Origin of the sequence: Pseudoalteromonas sp. AOP31-A2-14 (assembly GCF_052378035.1) — a bacterium.
In the GTDB taxonomy this organism is placed as follows: domain Bacteria; phylum Pseudomonadota; class Gammaproteobacteria; order Enterobacterales; family Alteromonadaceae; genus Pseudoalteromonas.
The window spans coordinates 436,328-452,965 of record NZ_JBQSXI010000001.1; the positions used below are offsets into that span (position 1 = coordinate 436,328).

General features: G+C 41.3%; 17 protein-coding genes, 1 tRNA gene and 1 riboswitch. Of the genes, 12 read left to right on the forward strand and 6 right to left on the reverse strand.

Translation table 11 applies throughout. The annotated features are described in order from the left end of the window. Positions 1-82: 82 nt before the first annotated feature. On the reverse strand, positions 83-586 hold the full coding sequence (locus ACT3S9_RS01985) for a GGDEF domain-containing protein (RefSeq protein WP_444750706.1): 504 nt from the start codon (positions 584-586) through the stop codon (positions 83-85). Positions 587-666: 80 nt separating this feature from the next. Here ACT3S9_RS01985 and istA point away from each other — a divergent pair, with 80 nt between their 5' ends. Continuing rightward, positions 667-2,160, forward strand: coding sequence for an IS21 family transposase (istA, locus tag ACT3S9_RS01990; protein ID WP_443490040.1), 1,494 nt, complete (start codon positions 667-669; stop codon positions 2,158-2,160). Then, entirely contained in the window at positions 2,153-2,905 is a 753-nt protein-coding gene (gene istB, locus ACT3S9_RS01995) for an IS21-like element helper ATPase IstB (protein WP_208835222.1), read from the forward strand. Before istA ends, istB begins: the two co-directional genes overlap by 8 nt. A gap of 46 nt (positions 2,906-2,951) precedes the next feature. On the opposite strand, the gene ACT3S9_RS02000 is transcribed toward istB, so the two are convergent. Beyond that, positions 2,952-3,569, reverse strand: a complete 618-nt coding sequence (locus ACT3S9_RS02000) for a hypothetical protein (RefSeq protein ID WP_444750707.1) — start codon at positions 3,567-3,569, stop codon at positions 2,952-2,954. Positions 3,570-3,909: 340 nt separating this feature from the next. On the opposite strand from ACT3S9_RS02000, the gene ACT3S9_RS02005 reads away from it, so the two are divergent. Then, a tRNA-Ile gene (locus tag ACT3S9_RS02005) sits at positions 3,910-3,986 on the forward strand. Positions 3,987-4,135: 149 nt separating this feature from the next. On the opposite strand, the gene galE is transcribed toward ACT3S9_RS02005, so the two are convergent. Next, complete coding sequence (gene galE / locus ACT3S9_RS02010; protein ID WP_441836455.1) at positions 4,136-5,149, reverse strand: UDP-glucose 4-epimerase GalE; 1,014 nt, start codon at positions 5,147-5,149, stop codon at positions 4,136-4,138. A 214-nt stretch (positions 5,150-5,363) separates the two neighbouring features. Between galE and ACT3S9_RS02015 the strand changes: the two genes are divergently transcribed. Beyond that, positions 5,364-5,858 (forward strand): DUF3016 domain-containing protein, encoded by a 495-nt coding sequence (locus tag ACT3S9_RS02015; RefSeq protein WP_441836454.1) that lies wholly within the window; start codon positions 5,364-5,366, stop codon positions 5,856-5,858. 54 nt (positions 5,859-5,912) lie between these two features. On the opposite strand, the gene ACT3S9_RS02020 is transcribed toward ACT3S9_RS02015, so the two are convergent. Next, complete coding sequence (locus ACT3S9_RS02020) at positions 5,913-6,203, reverse strand: prephenate dehydrogenase (protein ID WP_441836453.1); 291 nt, start codon at positions 6,201-6,203, stop codon at positions 5,913-5,915. Between the two features lie 167 nt (positions 6,204-6,370). Further along, the gene (epmB, locus tag ACT3S9_RS02025; RefSeq protein ID WP_441836452.1) at positions 6,371-7,384 is read right to left on the reverse strand and encodes an EF-P beta-lysylation protein EpmB; all 1,014 of its coding nucleotides are present in this window, start codon (positions 7,382-7,384) and stop codon (positions 6,371-6,373) included. Positions 7,385-7,426: 42 nt separating this feature from the next. Here epmB and efp point away from each other — a divergent pair, with 42 nt between their 5' ends. Both efp and epmA read left to right on the forward strand, forming a co-directional pair. After that, entirely contained in the window at positions 7,427-7,993 is a 567-nt protein-coding gene (efp, locus tag ACT3S9_RS02030; protein ID WP_441836451.1) for an elongation factor P, read from the forward strand. 58 nt (positions 7,994-8,051) lie between these two features. Next, entirely contained in the window at positions 8,052-9,026 is a 975-nt protein-coding gene (gene epmA, locus ACT3S9_RS02035; protein ID WP_441992737.1) for an elongation factor P--(R)-beta-lysine ligase, read from the forward strand. 78 nt (positions 9,027-9,104) lie between these two features. Here epmA and ACT3S9_RS02040 read toward each other — a convergent pair whose 3' ends face one another. Beyond that, positions 9,105-11,198: a TonB-dependent receptor gene (locus ACT3S9_RS02040; RefSeq protein ID WP_441992742.1), complete on the reverse strand. Its 2,094-nt coding sequence runs from the start codon at positions 11,196-11,198 to the stop codon at positions 9,105-9,107. Between the two features lie 124 nt (positions 11,199-11,322). On the opposite strand from ACT3S9_RS02040, the gene ACT3S9_RS02045 reads away from it, so the two are divergent. From ACT3S9_RS02045 to ACT3S9_RS02070, 6 genes are all read left to right on the forward strand, one after another. After that, positions 11,323-11,718 carry an acyl-CoA thioesterase gene (locus tag ACT3S9_RS02045; protein WP_441834718.1) on the forward strand — a complete coding sequence of 132 codons (396 nt, stop codon included), beginning with the start codon at positions 11,323-11,325 and terminating at the stop codon, positions 11,716-11,718. Positions 11,719-11,842: 124 nt separating this feature from the next. Next, on the forward strand, positions 11,843-12,244 hold the full coding sequence (locus tag ACT3S9_RS02050; protein WP_441834719.1) for an META domain-containing protein: 402 nt from the start codon (positions 11,843-11,845) through the stop codon (positions 12,242-12,244). Positions 12,245-12,310: 66 nt separating this feature from the next. After that, positions 12,311-12,421, forward strand: a riboswitch (TPP riboswitch). A gap of 165 nt (positions 12,422-12,586) precedes the next feature. Next, positions 12,587-14,539: a phosphomethylpyrimidine synthase ThiC gene (thiC, locus tag ACT3S9_RS02055; protein ID WP_441834720.1), complete on the forward strand. Its 1,953-nt coding sequence runs from the start codon at positions 12,587-12,589 to the stop codon at positions 14,537-14,539. A gap of 60 nt (positions 14,540-14,599) precedes the next feature. Beyond that, on the forward strand, positions 14,600-15,601 hold the full coding sequence (locus tag ACT3S9_RS02060) for an FAD-dependent oxidoreductase (protein ID WP_441834721.1): 1,002 nt from the start codon (positions 14,600-14,602) through the stop codon (positions 15,599-15,601). Between the two features lie 25 nt (positions 15,602-15,626). Further along, on the forward strand, positions 15,627-15,824 hold the full coding sequence (gene thiS, locus ACT3S9_RS02065; protein WP_441834722.1) for a sulfur carrier protein ThiS: 198 nt from the start codon (positions 15,627-15,629) through the stop codon (positions 15,822-15,824). A gap of 1 nt (position 15,825) precedes the next feature. Beyond that, positions 15,826-16,623 carry a thiazole synthase gene (locus ACT3S9_RS02070; protein WP_441834723.1) on the forward strand — a complete coding sequence of 266 codons (798 nt, stop codon included), beginning with the start codon at positions 15,826-15,828 and terminating at the stop codon, positions 16,621-16,623. The last annotated feature ends 15 nt before the right edge of the window (positions 16,624-16,638 follow it).

Here is a 16,638-nt window from a genome sequence, read left to right on the forward strand (position 1 = left end):
TTTCTATTTTCTTATCTAAAGCGTAGTGCCTCATAGTTACTTTGTGAGTAAGTCTCTAAATAATTTTTGGCTGAAACTTGTTTTATGTGCTCGGGTAAACAGAAATATTACAGTTATTATCGCTAAAATAGACTGCGTTACGACCATTATTTTTAGCTTTGAATAGTGCAGTATCTGCCCGTTCTAGTATGCTTTTTACCGTATCATCAGAGCGAACGTCTGTTAAACCTATACTAATAGTGAAAGATGAACCTTCAAACCTTTGTCCGCTAATATATTTTTTTAGTTCGTAGGCTTGTGCTGCTGCATTTGTTAAATCAGTCTCGGATAAAATAATAGTAAATTCTTCTCCTCCCCAACGTGCTATCAGCGAACTATTTGGCATTTTATTTTTGAGTACGTTGGCAAACTCGGTCAAAATACTATCACCGACTAAATGGCCATATGTATCATTAATATTTTTAAAGTGATCTATATCGCAAATCATTAGGCAATTTGAGGTTTTAGGCTCCTCACTTTTAGCTAATAATTGCGATAGTTCATGATCGAATTTTTGTCTATTATAAAGGCCCGTATTAAGCGACAATTACGGTGGCCGGTCTAGCGACAATTATCTTGGCCGGTTGATCTGATAAGGTTCGGTACAGCAGAACGGAGGAGTTCACTGTGCCGGGAACACGAATCACTGATCAGCAGGTCACTATTTATATGAAACATAGAAAACGTAATAGCCAAGTTATCGCGGCTGCGAAAGCAGGTATTTCAGAACGTTCAGCAAGGCGCATTGATAAACTGGATGAGCAGCCATTGTCTAATAAACGCCAATGGCGAACGCGTATAGATCCACTTGAGTCTATCTGGGACAGTATTGTTGTCCCTCTACTTCAAGGTGATGCAACGTTAACTCCGGTGGGAATTTTTGATCACCTTTGCGAGTTTCACACCGACAAATTTAACCCTAGCTCACGGCGTACATTAGAGCGTCGAATTCATAAATGGCGGGCACTGTATGGCTCAAGTAAAGAGGTCGTATTCCTGCAAACACACGAGTATGGCCTATTAGGTATGTGTGATTTTACACATGTGAAGTCACCCGTTACCATTGCTAGTGAACCCTTAAAGCATATGTTGTTTCATTATCGTATGCCCGCCAGTGGCTGGGCTTACGCCCAAGTGATCTACGGCGGTGAAAGCTTTGCTGCTTTTTCTGATGGCGTGCAAAACGCATTTAAAGCAGCCGGCGGTGTGCCTAAAGAAGTGCGTACAGACAGTCTGAGTGCCGCCTATCGTAATCACACTAATGATAACGATTTTACAGAGCGCTTTAATGAATTAGTCACCCATTATGGCTTTAAAGCGACCCGCAATAACCGCGGTATTGCGCATGAAAATGGGGCTATTGAGAGCCCTCATGGGCATCTTAAATCGCAACTGGAGCAAGCATTAAAAATCCGTGGTAGTTATGACTTTCAGACAAGAGAAGTCTATGAATCGTTTGTTGCCGACATTGTAGCTCGCCGTAATCGCCGTGTAAGTGATAAATACGCAGTAGAGCAGCGACAATTACATGCTTTACCACGGACGATGAGCGTCAATTACACCGAGCATTATCTAACGGTGTCACGTACGAGTACTATTTCATTGAAACGTGTTACCTATAGCGTCCCGTCACGCCTTATTGGTAGCCGATTACTGGTTCGTTTATATGACAACCGTTTAGAGCTGCACTATGGCAGCGATTTAGTTCAAACGTTAGCGCGTGTCTATGCTTCTAAAGGATGCCGTGCACGTAATATTAGTTACTTGCATGTTATTGACGCACTGGTTAAAAAACCATTGGCATTTCGCTACTCACAACTACGTGACGACTTACTTCCAAGCGACAATTACAAAGCTATTTGGGAATACGTTAATGCCCACCTTTTAGCGGATGAAGCGAGCTATTACATGGTAAAACTGCTCCATTTAGCAAAACAAAGTGGGTGCGAACGTCAATTAGGACGATTTGTAGCAGCGTCAATTACTCAGCGACAATTACCGGCCATCCGAGAATGTGAAGCGCAATTTTTAGTGATTGCATCAAACATACCCACAATAACAATAAAGCAACACAGCTTGAGCGCTTATAGCAGCATGATACCGGGAGGTCTACATGGATAACTTCACGGCCTCGTTACCTTTAATGCTGAAACAATTAAAGCTTAGCACCATGCTTCAACAGTGGAATACCCTGGGCAAAAAAGCGATAGAAGAACAATGGAGCCCACAGCAATACTTATCTGAGCTGTGCCATATTGAACTTGCGACACGCGATGATAAACGCCTTCAGCGGCTTTTAAAAGATGCAAAATTGCCCGTGGGTAAACACCTTAGCAGCTTCGACTTTACCCTTGTTGATGGGGTTAGTAAGCCCCTTGTTGCTGATTTAATAAATCAGCCGGATTGGTTGAAGCACGGTGGCAATATATTGCTATTTGGCGCCAGTGGTCTTGGTAAAACGCATATCGCCAGTAGTATCGGTTATGGCCTTATCGAGCAGGGCCATAAAGTTAAGTTTGTTGCCGCGTCAGCGATTGTTCAACAACTCCAGCAAGCAAAGCGACATTTACGCTTGCAAGACGAACTTGTAAAGCTCGATAAATACAGCTTATTAATCGTTGATGACGTTGGTTACGTACGAAAAACGGAACAGGAAACGAGCGTGCTGTTTGAATTGATAGCCCATCGCTATGAGCGACACAGCATGATCATCACATCAAACAAATCATTCGAACAATGGGATGAACTATTTGATGATTCAACGATGACTGTAGCGGCAATAGATCGCTTGGTTCATCATGCAACGATTATTCATTGCGAAGGTGAAAGTTACCGACGCAAAACAGCGCTCAATAAGAGCAAATAAAATTCGGTGTCAACCGGCCAAGATAATTGACGCGGAACCGGCCAAGTTAATTGACGCTAGATAGGCCCGTTAATTTATCTGTCTCTGCTAGGTACTGAATTTCAATATTGCGAGTGGATAGATGCTGATAGGCTGAAAAGCGGGTTTTTTCGTAAAATCTAAAAATTAAAATATGAGCAATACTTACTTCAATCACATTAAATAATGAACCAGGCCCTATGGTAATAATTAGTTGTTGTTGTTTATATGTGAGGTAAGCACAAATACAAAAAGCAATGCCACTCAAAGTACTGCCCCAACTTCTACCTACTAAAAAGAATGCTAAAGGGGGAATTAAGGTTGCCCAAAATAAAGTATGTGCACGTCCGCCAGCAGAAATAACAAACATCATAATTAAACTAAATATTATAAGCGTAATAGCCCATGCAGCTAAATCTACTTTATCTGTTTTTTTAAACCATGAATAAATACTTAATGTGATACAAAGGCCTATAGCATCAAATAAAGCGATATCGTAATTTGCAAAGTAAAAGATATTTAGTAGAGTTAAAATTACAAAATAGCAAGTTGCCACCAATAATGTGTGGGCTATTAACTTTGTGCGCCAAAAGTCTTTGTGATCTTTTGGGTACTTTTGGAGCTCCTTGTACCAAAAATATAGCATGCTAATATGTTCCTTCATTTCGTAAAATATTTATACAATGATTATTACTTATAAAAGGCTTTTATTATAGTTTCTATAGGGAATAAGTGGCTTCTACAGTGAATTTATTAATTTCAGTGATTGTCTAGGATTTATTATCGCCCCCTTTAGCGAGGTTCTTTTTCCATTATTGGCCACATTGCGATTACTATTTAAGCAGTTAGCTTGTTGATTGCTAAAATAAAGGTTTTTGCTAGTGACAAGGCGATAAAAACTTTTTATACTGCAGTCCGCTTTAATCGATATAAAGATTAAACGCTTCAAAATTTGGTTTTTCAATAGCTGAAAACACTAATAAAATGGCCCCTTAGCTCAGTTGGTTAGAGCACACGACTCATAATCGTTAGGTCCCCAGTTCGAGTCTGGGAGGGGCCACCACTTTTTAAAATATCATTTAACTCTAAAACTTATCATATTCTATAAATATTTATTGAACGATTAGTTACGCTTTTTGTTACTTTTTGGGTATAAAAAAGCACGATAAAATATCGTGCCCTTATAAAGTCTTTAGCTATTTAATTTGCTGCTTATTTATACCCATTTGGGTTGTTGCTTTGCCAGCGCCAAGCATCTTGCATCATGGTTTCAAGGCCACGAGTTGCTTGCCAATCAAGCTCTGCCAGTGCTTTTTCAGGGGCGGCGTAACAAGCGGCAATATCGCCTGGACGACGAGGTGATAGTTGATAAGGCACTTCTTTTTCGCAAGCATTACTAAATGCCGTAACCATTTGTAGTACCGAGTAGCCATTGCCGGTGCCAAGGTTATAAATATGGGCGCCGTTGTCTTTAGTTATTTTATTTAGCGCTTTTAAATGACCTAAAGCTAAGTCAACAACATGAATATAATCACGTACGCCTGTGCCATCAATGGTGTCGTAGTCATCACCAAAGACGCCCAGCTTATCTAGCTTACCAACAGCAACTTGTGAAATATAAGGCAGTAGGTTATTTGGAATACCATTTGGATCTTCACCAATTTGGCCTGACTCGTGGGCACCTACAGGGTTAAAGTAGCGAAGTATCGCAAAAGCAAAACGTTCGTCTGATTTAGCAATATCTTCTAGCATCATCTCAACCATTAGCTTTGATGTACCGTATGGATTTGTAGTGCCACCCACTGGGAAGTCTTCACGAATAGGTAAACTTGCAGGGTCGCCATAAACCGTCGCAGATGAGCTAAATACGAGCTTGAAGACACCCGCGTCACGCATGGCGTCGACCAAGGTCAATGTGCCCTGTACATTCGTTTGATAATATTCTATCGGTTTTACTACTGACTCACCAACGGCTTTTAAACCAGCAAAATGAATCACATTATTAATGACGTGCTTATTAAATACAGTGTCTAAAAAGGCTTTATCAAGAATATCGCCTTGGTAAAAAGTAATCTCTTTTCCTGTAATTTTTTTGACCCGAGCGAGTGACTCTTCAGATGAATTGGCGAGGTTGTCGATAACCACCACATCAGTGCCTTGCAGTAACAGTTCTAAAACGGTATGCGAACCTATATAACCCGCACCACCTGTGACTAAAGTGGTCATTCAACCTCCATATAAAATATTGAGTGTAAGCTAAGTTAATTCCACCACAAAAAGGAACATATTACATGTTTTATTTTTGTTTTTTTGCTTCTTACTTTTTGATTACATGTTCAGTATAAATGATAACAACACATAAAAACTGGATTAAGCTATAGTTAATCTGTAAGTGATAAAATTTTACACAGGTTAGGTATGCCTATTATTGGAGAAAGTTATGAACACCTTTAAAAAAGTCGCAATGGCAATTATTATTGCATTACCTTCTTTCGTTCATGCTGGTGAAGCTGTTGTAAAATGGCACGACTTTAACGATTATAGCGATGTGCGCCCATCTAACGAGCCGCGAGGCTCGTATCATAAGCATGTAGCAAAAAGCTTTGAAAAACATTTTACCAAACTTGCTGCAGAATTACCTGAAGGGTATAAATTTAACGTTGAAGTGACCGATTTAGATTTGGCCGGCGATGTACGTTTTGGCGGTATGAACGATTTACGTATTGTTAAACCAATCTATTTTCCACGTATCGATTTTAGCTACTCAGTAACCGATAAAGGCGGCCAATTGGTTAGCGAAAGTGATAGCGTACAGCTTAAAGATATGGGATTTATGGAGCGTATTAAAATGGGTCGTGATGGAGCCTTTTACCACGATAAACGTTTGATAACTGATTGGTTTGAAGAAGAATTACTACCAAAAATTACTAAGTAACAGTTAAACTGATTATGCAAAAGCGCTGTCTACGCAAACAGCGCTTTTTAATGGTTATTTAAAAGAAGCCAGTAAGGTGAGCAATTGCTGCAGTTTAGTTACTGTGGTTTTTAGTTTTTGTTCATTAAAGCCTTTATTATTTAGACTCTCAACGTCTGCGGCTACATCAAGCACATACGGTTTAAAGCGCTTGGCTTCAAAATCAAAACCAGCATCAGCGGGGAATAATGACTTAAACTTGCCATGACCTTGTTGATGAAGTTCATCTAATTTTTTATCTGCATCAAGTGCTTGACGATAAACAATTTTTAAGTTTGCATTGAGCTGCTCAATGATTGATTCCATTTTTTTCCTAAAGCTTTAGACTGCAATGTCGATATAATACGTGGATTGCAACAAAATGTCAGGTATTGGACTATGAATATATCCAGTGGAAATTTAATCGCGTTGCGAGTTGAGTAACCTTGTGGCCTAAGTAAAAACCGAGTGAAGCTACCGGGTCTTGCTAACGCTTAAATTAGTTTTAGGTCAATAGGAGTCTTGCTTGGTTGACCGCCAATTTCACGTGCCAGTTTAGGTACTAAAAATCCTGGCAATGCGCTGAGCATTTCGGCCATGATTTCGCGCGCCTGTTGTTCATCTATATCAAAGTGGCTCGCACCTGCTACTTTATCAAGTAAAAACAGGTAATAAGGCAGTATATCAGCATCAAATAAGGCTTCGCTTAGTGCTATTTGTGCATCACTTGAGTCATTCACATCTTTTAAAATAACCGCTTGATTGAGTAAAGTAACGCCTGCTTGCTTTAGTTTTTGCATGGCGGCCTTAAAGTCGTTATCAATTTCATTAGCGTGGTTGATGTGGTTGGTAAACACAATTTTAAGCGGCGATTTTGCAAAGCGCGCGCACAATTCATCGGTAATACGTGCGGGTATCACTACCGGTAAGCGACTATGAATACGCATACGTTTAATTTGTGGTAACTGTTCTAACTCATCCATAAACCAACTAACGGCATCATCTTTGGCCATTAGTGGATCGCCACCACTTAAAATCACTTCGTTGATGTTGCTATCGGATTTTATATACTCAAGGGCATCGAGAAGGCTGCGCTTATTTAGCTGGTTTTCTTGATACGGGAAGTGCCGGCGAAAACAATAACGACAATTAACCGCACATCCGGTTTTAAACATCACTAAAACCCGAGATTTATACTTGTGTAATAAACCAGGTTGGTTGTTGCTTTGCTCTTCAAGCGGATCTTTATTAAAGCCGTGCTTTTCAATAAATTCTTGATGACGTGGCATAACTTGTAGTAAAAGCGGATCATTAGCATCGCCATAGCGCATTTTTTTTATAAAAGGCACTGGCACGCGAACCGGGAATAAGCTACGAGCTTTTATGTCGTTTTCATGCACTTGGCTCGATAAACCGACCATTTCCAATAAGATTTTTGGGCAAGTGATCACATTAGATAATTCTTTTTGCCAGTTTTTATGCAAATTTGCTTCATTTCTTTGTATCATTGGTACGTAGATTACTCGAAAAATTATTAAACAGAGGAAACGATGGCGAATTATAGCACTAATGAGTTCAAGGGCGGCCTAAAAATTATGATGGACGGCGAACCTTGCAGTATTTTAGAAAATGAAATGGTAAAGCCAGGTAAAGGGCAAGCGTTTAACCGTGTTCGTATCCGTAAGCTTATCTCTGGTAAAGTGCTTGAAAAAACCTTTAAATCAGGTGAGTCAGTAGAGGGTGCAGATGTAATGGATACTGATCTTGCGTATCTTTATACTGACGGTGAATTTTGGCATTTTATGAACAACGAAACATTTGAACAAATTGCAGCGGATGAAAAAGCGCTTGGCGACACTGTTAAATGGTTAGTGGAAAATGACGTTTGTACAATTACCTTGTGGAACGGCAGCCCAATAGCGGTTGCAGCGCCTAACTTTGTTGAGCTTGAGATCACTGAAACTGATCCGGGTTTAAAGGGGGATACAGCGGGTACTGGTGGTAAACCAGCAACATTAAGCACCGGTGCAGTGGTTCGTGTTCCTTTATTCGTACAAGTTGGCGAAATGATTAAAGTAGATACCCGTAGTGGTGAATACGTAAGCCGCGTTAAGTAAGCCTAACGATGATATAGATAAATCCCAGCTTATGGCTGGGATTTTTTTTGGAGAAAATATGTCAGCAGATCTTTGGAAGCCCAGCGCAGAGATAAAGACTTTGCAGCAGCGTGCGGCAATTTTACGCACTATTCGTGAGTTTTTTTGTGATCGCGATGTGATGGAAGTTGAAACCCCAAGCTTAAGTGCAGCAAGCGTGACGGATGTCCATTTAGCTAGTTTTAATACCACCTTTGTAGGCCCAGGACATGCTGGCGGATTGCCGCTTTATTTACAAACATCCCCTGAATTTGCTATGAAGCGTTTATTAGCTGCAGGCTCTGGCGCCATTTTTCAGCTTTGTAAGGCATTTAGAAACGAAGAGGCTGGCAAACACCATAATCCTGAGTTCACTATGCTTGAGTGGTATCGCCCGGGGTTTAATGAATTTACTTTAATGGATGAAGTTGATGAGCTGATGCAGCTTATTTTGGCAGTACAACCGGCAGAACGTTTAACCTATCAGCAAGCTTTTCAGCAAGCTTTAGGTATTGATCCATTAACAGCTTCTTTAGAGAGTCTGCAACAGCTGGCTATTCAGCAAGGTTTTGCTGATATTGCAGAATATGAAACACATCGTGATACGTTATTGCAGTTATTATTTTGCATGAAAGTTGAGCCAAAAATAGGTCAAAACAAACCGTGTTTTGTGTATCACTTTCCGGCATCTCAGGCTGCACTTGCCAGTATTTGTGAACACGATCAACGCGTAGCGGGGCGTTTTGAGCTTTATTATCAAAATATGGAACTAGCAAATGGTTTTAATGAGCTAACTAATGCTAAAGAACAAGCGAAACGCTTTAACGAAGATAATGCTCATCGAAAAGCTAATAATTTAAAAGAAGTACCGATGGATACACGGTTAATTGCGGCCCTTGAGCATGGTCTAGGGCAGTGTGCAGGCGTAGCATTAGGAATCGATAGGTTAGTGATGTTGGCAACACGAAAAGAGACCATAAAAGAAGTGATCGCGTTTGATGTAGATCGAGCTTAAACGGGCTGAGATATAGGCTTAAAGGAAAAGGTAAAAGAGATGATCTTTTACCTTGTTATTGGCCCCTTGAAACTTGTTTTATAGCTCGTATATAAACGTTAAGCCTGCAGTCATTGGTTCGCCAAGCTGAACATAAGTGTTGGTTGCATAGCTTTCACGAGGGTCATTACCAAATTCAAAGCCACGGGTGGGTACTTCTTCGTTGAACACATTACGTGCCCAAGCGCGAATAGACCATTGCTCGGCCTCATAACCTGTGGTGAAGTTAACTAGGTTAGTATTTGGTGCTTGCGAGTTATGGCTGTCTGAGAAGTAGTAATCGTCTTTACCTTCAATGCCAATACTGGCAAATAGCTCATCAGTAAGGTTATAGCGGGCGGTAAGCGAATATTGATATTTAGGCGCTTGCGCTTGCTCGCGGCCATCTTGGTCTAGGCCTGACTGCGCTACAAAGTTATTGATTTTAGTATTTAAATAACCTGCACTACCGGTTAACAATAAGTCATTAGTTAACTGGTAGCTACCCTCAATTTCAAGGCCGTAGTTTTCACCTGAACTGGCATTATCTACATAACCGGTAAATTTTTGGTCTTGTACTTGCCAAGCCTTGAGCTGCATATCTTCGCGATACATATAAAACGCTGCTAAGCGTAATACAAATCTATCGTCAAGTGAGCTGCCTTTAACGCCAAACTCACCGCTCCATAAATATTCAGGGGCAAAGCTTACATGATTTTTGAAAAAGTCAGCGTCAAGGTTTAAACCATCGTCTTTGGCTTTAGCTAGTGCTTCAGAGTTGATGCCACCGGCTTTGTAGCCGCGAGTTAAGCTGGTGTAGATCATGGTGCGATCAATTACTTGATACTCAAGTGCTAACTTACCACCAATCATTATGTCATCAGTGTCTTCAATAAAACCGTTGTTATCAGTGTAATCGCCTTGATATTGTTCAACTCTTAGGCCAGTAATCAAAGTGGTTTTATTGCCAATAGGTGTGGCTAGCTGACCATAAATTGCAGTGTTACTGGTTTCATAAGTTGATGCGAAAGGGTTTGAAAGCCACGTGTATTGGCGTTCTAGATCAATATCACGGCCTTGATAATAAAGCCCTGCTACCCAGTTACCGCCTTTGCCATTAAATTGTAGTTCAGCGGCTTGATCTTGGCGGTCACGCAAATAAGCATCCGTTGAGCTATAACCGTCTGGGTGTATGCCTGCACCACAAGCTTTAGGCTGGCTTTCATCGTTACACACCCAGTCCTCATCAAAGCTGTAGGCTAAATCGCTGTCAATCCCTGATAAATTTAAGCTCACATCAAACCAATCAAAGCCGGTATAAATATTAGCAAGGCCAACGGCAATGCTTTCTTGATTATCTTGGCCTGGCTGATCGGCAACGCTGTTACGGCTATTATCAAGGGTAAATGCGTCATAGCCGTTATTAATATCAATATAATGGACGCTTAGTTCGGTACGTAAATTATTAGTAAGCTGGCTGTGTAACTTAAAACGGCTGACCATTTCATCTTGCTGCTGAGTGGGTTTGTTTAAATAGAGGTTATCTACGTAGCCATCTGATTTACGTTGATAAATACTGCCTCGGACCGCAGTACTATCGGTAATGCCTATACCAGCGGCAACGCCTGCTTCGTGGCTATTGTAAGTACCAGCGCCAAGTTGGAATTTTAAGCTTGGATCGAGTGTTGGGTCGGCTGATTCCATTTGGATCATGCCAGCTAGGCCATCTGCACCAAATCGCGTGCCTTGTGGGCCTCGGTAGATTTCAATTTGGTTTACATCAAATAATAATGAACTGCCGCCAAGGCCTGAATAGTTAATACCGTCGATAACTAGGCCAACAGATGGATTAATTGGGTCAACAAACTGAGAGCGTAAACCAACACCACGAATTTGCACATAACGACCGCGGGATGCGCCTGAGGTAAAATTAACATTAGCTGCACTGGCAAGCATTTGGTCAAGAAAGTTAGCGCCACGGTCATTAATTTCATGTTCGCTAAATAAGCTTGCGCTGGCACTAAGGGTTTGAATACTTTCTTTTTGAAAGTCCCCAGTGACCACTATTTTTTCAAGATCGGTATCTTCAGCAAACGCTGGGGCGCTTAAAATAGGTAATAGCGCGGCAGTAATTAAGGACAGGCGTAGTTTCATTCGATTACTTAACTCCATTTCAGGGACTTTCATGATAGCAACTATTCTCATTAAAGTCGCCATTCAACTTTTAGCTGTTTATATGCTATAAACGCGAACAGTATACATAATTAGGATTACGAATATGACCTTTAAAGTAGACTTTAAAGTACGCGACTATGAATGCGATTTACAGGGTATTGTAAATAATAGTGTTTACTTTAACTATCTTGAACATGCTCGCCATGAATTTCTACACGCCAATGGCGTTGACTTCGCACAGCTTACACGGGACAAAATAAATCTTGTAGTCATGCGCAGTGAAATGGATTACAAACAATCACTCGTACCAGGTGATGAATTTTACGTGGCGGTAACGCCTGAGCGTATCAGTCGCTTAAAGTTTGGTTTTAGGCAAACTATAATTCGAAAACGTGACGAAAAAGTAATGCTTAAGGCGCTGGTTATTGGTACATCGCTTAACGAACAAGGCCGACCATTTTTACCTCAGCAGGTTGAACGCTTGTTTAAAGAAGAGTAATTACTGATGTGAACGTTTTTTACTACCTTAGAACAATTTTTTACATTAAAAACATGCATTATTAACGGCACGAGCGAATAAATATTGTTATTATTGACGGATTGAATATTAGGTTAATAATTACATGAAACTAGCAGCAATACCGATGATTATAATCGGCTTATGTATCGGCTGCTCATCGACAGGGACAGTCACTAATGAGCAATTGAAATACACCAAGTGGCAATTATCACGTGTGGATGGTCTTGTTATCCCTGCGTCATATTCGGCTTCACTAAGCTTTATTGAAGCACTGCAAGTGAATGGCTTTGCCGGATGTAATAAGTTTTTTGGCGAAGGCTCGCTTGATGAAAGTCATTTAACAGTAAATAAGTTAGGGATGACCCGAAAATCATGTGGTGAATCGCTGGATGAGTTTGAACAGCAGCTACTTGATACTTTAAAGCAAGGCGCGCCTTTACAAATTCAAGGCCAGCAATTAGTTTTAAATGGTAAGCAAACTTTTGAGTTTATTCCAGCTGGTTGATTACAAGTTAAGCTCTTGCAGCAAGTGTATATCTAACGTACACTCATTCAGAAATTAGAACAGAATTTTTACTTGTCGGAGTGCCTTAAGTATTTACTTAATGGCTGAGATCGCGAAAGCGGGATCCGTGAACCTGATCAGGCTAACACCTGCGTAGGGAACAAGCTGCCTTAAAATAGGTTCTTGTGCGCCATTTTGGGCATAAGCATTTTGGCTGCCAAGATTGGTAGTACTTTTTGTAATATCCATCTTCGATCTATAGCATTTGCTACTCTCTATTACGCTGCTTTTTCGCGACGTAATATCTGACAAGACAACCCTTTTTTAGCAATGAGGTAAGTCATGTCAAACACATCAGAAAAACCGTCTCGCCGCGAAATCCGTGCGGCCGCATCAGATTATATTTATAACCTAACGGGGCAGCCATTTCCAAGCTCGCATAAAGTGTATGTACAAGGTACACAAGAAAATGTGCGTGTGGGCATGCGTGAAATCACTCTAAGTGACACCTTTATCGGTGGTACTGATGAAAACCCTATTTATGAGTCAAATACACCACTGCGAGTTTATGATACATCGGGCCCATATACTGACCCTGAACTTAGCATCGATGTGCGTAAAGGCTTGGATAAATACCGCGAACAGTGGATTGAAAGTCGTGGCGATACTGAAATTTTAGAGTCCGTCACCTCGCAGTTTTCACAGCAACGTATGGCTGATGAAGGACTCGATCATATCCGCTTTGAGCATTTACCTAAAATTCGCCGTGGTAAAGCTGGTAAAAACGTTACACAAATGCATTATGCTCGCCAAGGTATTATCACCCCTGAAATGGAATATGTTGCAATGCGTGAAAATATGGGGCGCTCAGAACTACGAAAAGAGCTACTTGCTGAGCAGCATAAAGGTGAATCGTTCGGCGCGAGTATACCTGAATTTATTACTCCTGAATTTGTGCGTGACGAAATTGCCCGTGGTCGCGCTATTTTACCCAATAATATTAACCATCCAGAAACCGAGCCGATGATTGTTGGTCGTAATTTTTTAGTGAAAGTTAATGCCAATATAGGTAATTCATCGGTGAGTTCATCTATTGAAGAAGAAGTTGAAAAAATGGTTTGGTCAACTCGTTGGGGCGCAGACACAGTGATGGATTTATCGACCGGGCGTTATATTCACGAAACTCGCGAGTGGGTAGTACGTAACTCACCAGTCCCTATAGGTACCGTGCCTATTTACCAGGCGCTAGAAAAAGTAAATGGTGTAGCCGAAGATTTAACTTGGGAAATTTTCCGCGATACATTAATAGAGCAAGCCGAGCAGGGGGTCGATTACTTTACTATCCATGCTGGCGTACTGCTTCGATATGTGCCGATGACAGCAAAGCGTGTTACGGGAATTGTGTCGCGCGGCGGTTCAATTATGGCGAAATGGTGTTTAGCTCACCATAAAGAAAGCTTCCTTTACACACACTTTGAGGATATTTGTGAAATATTAAAACAATACGATGTGTGTTTTTCTCTTGGTGATGGTTTGCGTCCTGGCTCTATTGCTGATGCCAACGACGAAGCACAATTTAGTGAGCTACGTACTTTAGGTGAGTTGACTAAAATAGCTTGGAAGCACGACGTTCAAGTGTTTATTGAAGGCCCCGGGCATGTGCCAATGCATATGATCAAAGATAATATGGAGGAGCAGCTTAAGCATTGTGATGAAGCCCCCTTTTATACTCTTGGTCCTCTGACAACCGATATTGCTCCTGGGTACGATCATATCACCTCAGGTATTGGGGCAGCGCAGATTGCGTGGTATGGCTGCGCCATGCTGTGTTACGTAACACCCAAAGAGCATTTAGGTTTGCCAAATAAAGAAGATGTAAAAGAAGGTTTGATCACCTATAAAATTGCCGCGCACGCCGCAGATTTAGCAAAAGGCCACCCAGGTGCACAAGAGCGTGATAATGCGTTGTCTAAAGCGCGCTTTGAGTTTCGCTGGAATGATCAATTTAATATTGGTTTAGACCCTATTCGTGCTCGTGAATATCACGATGAAACTCTGCCACAAGAATCAGGTAAAGTCGCGCATTTTTGCTCTATGTGTGGACCTAAGTTTTGCTCAATGAAAATCACTCAAGAAGTTCGTGAATACGCTAAAGACTTAGAAACACGAGGTATTGACCCGAACAACGTTGGCGATGCTATTGAAGTTAAAATGGTTGATGTAGAAGCTGAGATGAAAACTAAATCAGATGAGTTTAAAAAAACTGGTTCAGAGATTTATCATAAAGCGATATAGAGAATTAGTGAGTTAGAAAGTTGGCGAGTGATGAGCTCGCTAACTAAATTAAGGGTTCTTATGTCTTACAACATTGCGGTGGTGGGATTTGGCTTGGCGGGGCGCTTGGCGGCGCTTGAATTGAGTTTGCATCATAAGGTAACGGTGTTTGAAGCGGGTGATGAGCATGCATTAGATAGCGCAGGACGTGTGGCGGCGGCAATGCTTGCACCACTGGCTGAGTCGGTATTGTGCGAGCAGGACTTGGCGTTAATGGGGCTTGATTCAATTGCCCGTTGGCCGGATATTTTAGCAAGCCTTGATGAAGAGGTGTTTTTTCAACAGCAAGGCACACTGGTGGTTGCACATCAACAAGATAAAGGTGATTTAGAAAGTTTTGAAAATCGCCTGAAGCCATTGGCTGAGCATCAAGTGCAGCAACTTAATAGTTCCCATATTACTGAACTTGAACCTGAATTAGTTGGGCGCTTTAACCAAGGACTTTATTTACCTTGTGAAGGTCAAATAGATAACCAAGCATTTTACAAAGCAAGTTTTAACAGTCTTAAAGCGCGGGGTGTTAAATTTAAATTTGGTCAGCATGTTGATATTGAAAGTTCAAAACTGAAGTCATCGTATGACTACATCATCGATTGTCGCGGCTTAGGTGCTAAAAGTGCAACGTGTAAATTGCGAGGAGTGCGCGGTGAAGTAGCTCGTTTATATGCACCAGAGGTGCTACTTACTCGCCCGATACGTTTAATGCACCCGCGTTACCCGATTTATATTGCCCCTAAACCGAATCATGAATATGTGATTGGCGCGACAGAAATTGAATCGCAAGATAACGGCCCTGCAACAGTACGTTCAACTCTTGAATTACTCTCGGCGGCGTACACGGTACACAGTGGATTTGCTGAAGGAAGAATACTTAATATTCAAACGGGTCTTCGCCCGGCATTTAAAGATAATCGCCCGGCGGTTACTCAGCATGAAAACGTGATCAGCATAAATGGCTTGTATCGGCACGGTTATATGCTTGCGCCGAGTTTAGTTGCAAAGGCGGTTGAATTAATAAAATAACCTTCACTTGGTTAAGAGGTTAAAAATGAAGATAACAATTAATGGTCAGTCATTTGAAACGGCTGAACACACTATATTGGCAGAAATATTATCAGAATTTGGTGCAAAAAAACCTTATGCGGTTGCTTTAAATAAGCAATTTATACCTCATCATTCATGCGCCGAAACAGTAGTTTCACAAGGCGATAGCATAGAATTACTTTCGCCAATCCAAGGGGGGTAAGATGAGCAGTGATACAAATGATAACTTTAGTATTTATGGCGAACAAATAAATAGCCGGCTATTGATTGGCTCTGCACTTTATCCGTCTCCTGCGATTATGACCGACTCTATTGTAGCCTCAGGCGCTGAGGTGGTTACTGTATCGTTGCGCCGCCAGCAAAGTGCTGCAGCGGGAGGGGATTTTTGGCAGCTAATTAAAGACACTGGTTTAAAAATACTTCCCAATACTGCAGGGTGTCATAGCGTAAAAGAGGCGGTCACACTTGCACAAATGTGCAGAGAAGTATTTGCTACAGACTGGATCAAACTAGAGCTAATTGGTGATGAATACAATTTACAGCCAGATCCATTTGCTTTGCTAGAGACGACAAAAATTTTAATTGATGATGGCTTTAAAGTATTACCTTATTGTACTGACGATTTAGTACTGTGTCAGCGATTAGCTGATGTTGGCTGTGAGGTTTTAATGCCATGGGGAGCCCCGATTGGCACAGGAAAGGGGTTGTTGAATCAATACAATTTAAAAACTATTCGTGAGCGGCTTCCAGAAATGACATTAATCGTTGATGCAGGGCTTGGTTTGCCATCTCATGCCTGCCAAGCACTTGAATTGGGTTATGATGGCGTGTTATTAAATTCGGCTATTGCAGGGGCGGGTTGCCCTGTTACCATGAGCCATGCATTTAGAGCCGCAGTTGATGCTGGGCGCTGCGCTTATAAAGCGAAAGCTATGCCTGAAAAAGAAATGGCTGCGCCATCAACGCCTACAATGGGTATGCCTTTTTGGCATCAGACATAAAAAATTAGGGAATAA

Bases quoted from the DNA above. Each gene is read 5' to 3' on its own strand.
- ACT3S9_RS02070 (WP_441834723.1), top strand. From the start codon at position 15,826: ATGAGCAGTGATACAAATGATAACTTTAGTATTTATGGCGAACAAATA.
- ACT3S9_RS02045 (WP_441834718.1), top strand. From the start codon at position 11,323: ATGACCTTTAAAGTAGACTTTAAAGTACGCGACTATGAATGCGATTTA.
- ACT3S9_RS02000 (WP_444750707.1), bottom strand. From the start codon at position 3,569: ATGCTATATTTTTGGTACAAGGAGCTCCAAAAGTACCCAAAAGATCAC.
- efp (WP_441836451.1), top strand. From the start codon at position 7,427: ATGGCGAATTATAGCACTAATGAGTTCAAGGGCGGCCTAAAAATTATG.
- istB (WP_208835222.1), top strand. From the start codon at position 2,153: ATGGATAACTTCACGGCCTCGTTACCTTTAATGCTGAAACAATTAAAG.
- ACT3S9_RS02015 (WP_441836454.1), top strand. From the start codon at position 5,364: ATGAACACCTTTAAAAAAGTCGCAATGGCAATTATTATTGCATTACCT.
- ACT3S9_RS02050 (WP_441834719.1), top strand. From the start codon at position 11,843: ATGAAACTAGCAGCAATACCGATGATTATAATCGGCTTATGTATCGGC.
- ACT3S9_RS02040 (WP_441992742.1), bottom strand. From the start codon at position 11,198: ATGAAACTACGCCTGTCCTTAATTACTGCCGCGCTATTACCTATTTTA.
- thiC (WP_441834720.1), top strand. From the start codon at position 12,587: ATGTCAAACACATCAGAAAAACCGTCTCGCCGCGAAATCCGTGCGGCC.
- epmB (WP_441836452.1), bottom strand. From the start codon at position 7,384: ATGATACAAAGAAATGAAGCAAATTTGCATAAAAACTGGCAAAAAGAA.
- galE (WP_441836455.1), bottom strand. From the start codon at position 5,149: ATGACCACTTTAGTCACAGGTGGTGCGGGTTATATAGGTTCGCATACC.
- thiS (WP_441834722.1), top strand. From the start codon at position 15,627: ATGAAGATAACAATTAATGGTCAGTCATTTGAAACGGCTGAACACACT.
- epmA (WP_441992737.1), top strand. From the start codon at position 8,052: ATGTCAGCAGATCTTTGGAAGCCCAGCGCAGAGATAAAGACTTTGCAG.
- ACT3S9_RS02020 (WP_441836453.1), bottom strand. From the start codon at position 6,203: ATGGAATCAATCATTGAGCAGCTCAATGCAAACTTAAAAATTGTTTAT.
- ACT3S9_RS02060 (WP_441834721.1), top strand. From the start codon at position 14,600: ATGTCTTACAACATTGCGGTGGTGGGATTTGGCTTGGCGGGGCGCTTG.